Genomic DNA, 3,044 nt, shown 5'->3' on the forward strand with positions numbered 1-3,044 from the left:
CTGCGCCCGGATCGCATCCGACTGGGCGGTGAGGCCGTCGGCATAGCGGGCGGTGGCGATGCGCTCCAGATCGCGCAGCAGGCTGCGCTGCTCGGCGTTGAGCCGCAGCAGCTCGCGCACCTGCCAGCGTTCGGCGTGGGCGGCGCTGAGTCTGGCGCGCAGCTCGACCGACACCGAGCTGCGCTGGCGGCGCGCGCGCTCGGCTTCGGCGCGCGCGATGTCGGCCTGCAGCCCGCGCTTGCCCCACAGCGGGAAGGTCTGCGCGAACGTGTACTTCGTCGAGCCGACGCGGCTCGGATCGAGCGTCAGGCGATCGGCGTCGATGTCACGCCACTCGATGCTGAAGCTCGGATCGGGCAGCGCATCGGCCGAACCGATCATCGCCTCGGCGGCATCGAGCTCGTGGCCGGCCACGGCGAGTTCGGGATTGCGGGTTTCAGCCCATTCGATCAGACCGGCGAGCGTGGCCCCGGGCAGATCGGCATCGGCTGGGGCCGCGAGCAGGGTGAACGGCAGGCACAGCAGCGCGAGCGCGCCGCCGGTGCGGTGCAAACGACGGGACATCGGGATGTCCTCCTGGCAGGGCGCGGGGTGCCGGTCTCACGCGCCTTCGGCGGCGACGGACGCGGCACGGCAGGCACCGTCCGCAGCAGCGGACGGCACGGTGCAGGCGTGGCGAGGAGGAATCAGCGCGGAGGCCGGCGCAGCGGCCCGGTCACGTGCCCGGGATCGGCCGGCAGCCGGTACGGCAGGCGCGAGGCGAGCGGCACCGCCGGCGCGGCCAGCCCGACCAGCGTGCCCGGCACAGCCGGACAGCCGTCGCAACAGCGTTCATGCGCCTGTCCGGACGCGGGCGTGTCCGGACAGGCACCGGAATCATGATGAAGCCCCGGCCCCGGACGCGCCGTGAGCACCGGCCCCGCATCGACCACCGGCAGCGCCAGCCGGTCGAGCGTCCCGTGCCCGGCCGCCAGCGCCGGGACAGCCGCCAGCCCCGGCCCCGGCAGGAGCAGCAGCACGATCAGCCATCGCAGCAGGAATCGGGACACGGAGGTACGGAAGTTTCGGGGGGGCAGGAGCGGAAAACCGGAACAGCCTGACGCGCAGGCCGGTGCCTCGTCGTTGATGGCGGTCAAGCCGCCGGCGCAGCGGCTGCAAAGGCTGGCACAGCGCGGCCCCGAGAGTACAGGCCGCGCAAGGGGACGGACCTCATACCTCCGCCAGCGCCTCGGCCAGCCGCTCGACCGCCTGCACCGAGAATCCCTCCGGCAGCCGCCCGCGCGGCACGTTGGCCTTCGGCACGATCGCGCGCCGGAAGCCGTGCTTGGCGGCCTCGCGCAGGCGCTCCTCGCCGTTCGGCACCGGGCGGATCTCGCCGGCGAGGCCGACTTCGCCGAACACGATCAGGTCATTCGGCAGCGGCCGGTCGCGGAAGCTCGACAGCGCCGCCATCAGCACGGCGAGGTCCGAGGCCGTCTCCTGCACGCGCACGCCGCCGACGACGTTGACGTAGACATCCTGATCGAACATCGCGATGCCGGCGTGGCGGTGCAGCACGGCGAGCAGCATCGCCAGCCGGTTCTGCTCCAGCCCGAGCGTCACGCGCCGCGGATTGCCGCCGTGGCAGTCATCGACGAGCGCCTGCACCTCGACCAGCAGCGGCCGCGTGCCCTCTCGCGTGACCATGACCACCGAACCGGCGACCGGCTCGGGGTGGCGCGACAGGAAGATCGCCGACGGATTCGTGACTTCCTTCAGGCCGGTCTCGGTCATCGCGAACACGCCGAGTTCGTTGACCGGTCCGAAGCGGTTCTTGACCGCGCGCAGCGCCCGGAAGCGCGAGCCGGAATCGCCTTCGAAGTACAGCACCGTGTCGACCATGTGTTCGAGCACGCGCGGCCCGGCGAGCGTGCCCTCCTTGGTCACGTGCCCGACCAGGAACAGCGCCGTGCCGCTGCGCTTGGCGAAGCGCACGAGCTGCGCCGCGCTCTCGCGCACCTGCGCGACCGCACCGGGCGCCGACTGCAGCAACTCGGTGTACGCGGTCTGGATCGAGTCGATGACCATCACCCGCGGCTGCTCGGCCGCCGCCACCGCCAGCACGCGTTCGATGCAGGTCTCGGGCAGCAGGCGCAGCGGCTCACGCGGCAGGCCGAGGCGCTGCGCGCGCAGGCTGACCTGCTGCGGCGATTCCTCGCCGGTCACGTACAGCGCCCGGTGCTGCGCGGCCAGATGCGCGAGCGTCTGCAGCAGCAGCGTCGACTTGCCGATGCCGGGATCGCCGCCGATCAGCACCACCGAGCCGACCGTCAGCCCGCCGCCGAGCACGCGGTCGAGCTCCTGGATGCCGGTCGCAAGCCGCGCGGCCTCGTCGGTGCCGACCTCGGCGAGGTTCTGCACGCGGGTCTCACTCGCTCCGGCATAGCCGGCGAGCCGCCCGCCGCGCGCGGCGGTGGCGGCCGGCGGCGCGGCGACGGTCTCCTGCAGGCTGTTCCACGCCCCGCACTCGCCGCACTGCCCGGCCCACTTCGGCGACACGGCACCACAGGCATCGCAGACGTAGACGGTGCGGGCGGTTTTCGGCGGCATGGCGACTCCCGGGGGCAGGTGGGGAAGATACGGACGATCGGGGCCGGCCGGCCGGTACTCAAGCCATGCCCTGCGCTCGCAGCAATGTTACGAATTTTCGCAGCCGACGATGCGCTGCCGCCCGATGGGCATACCCCGGGTGGATCGACACAATGCATCACATCCGGACCTGATCACGCAGGACTGCTCCGAAGGACCGGAGCCCGCAGCAGGAAGCTCTACGGAAGGCCACCGCGAGGAACGCGGTCCCGAGGGACGGGACAGGGAAACGCCTCGGTTTGAAGGCATTTGAGGAATGGGTCTGACTCGCGCGCCGACGGAACCGGCCGCCGCAGGGAAGTTCAGGGAATACCCGCAGCGGAACGCGGGACCACGGATGGATACGGCATCGGGAAGCCGAGCAATACGGAACCGCCGGACGGACACCGGCAGGCTCAGGGAAGTGACAGGGAATC

3 protein-coding genes are annotated in these 3,044 nt (G+C 71.9%); all 3 read right to left on the minus strand.

What is annotated here, in order from left to right; translation table 11 throughout:
- The coding region (locus PKE44_RS17355; protein WP_324553770.1) for a TolC family protein at positions 1-564 on the minus strand (564 nt) is incomplete at its 3' end.
- Positions 565-686: 122 nt separating this feature from the next.
- Complete coding sequence (locus PKE44_RS17360; protein ID WP_324553772.1) at positions 687-1,049, minus strand: hypothetical protein; 363 nt, start codon at positions 1,047-1,049, stop codon at positions 687-689.
- 160 nt (positions 1,050-1,209) lie between these two features.
- The gene (gene radA / locus PKE44_RS17365; RefSeq protein WP_324553774.1) at positions 1,210-2,589 is read right to left on the minus strand and encodes a DNA repair protein RadA; all 1,380 of its coding nucleotides are present in this window, start codon (positions 2,587-2,589) and stop codon (positions 1,210-1,212) included.
- Between the last annotated feature and the right edge of the window lie 455 nt (positions 2,590-3,044).

The organism is Plasticicumulans sp. (genome assembly GCF_035331805.1).
GTDB lineage: Bacteria > Pseudomonadota > Gammaproteobacteria > Competibacterales > Competibacteraceae > Plasticicumulans.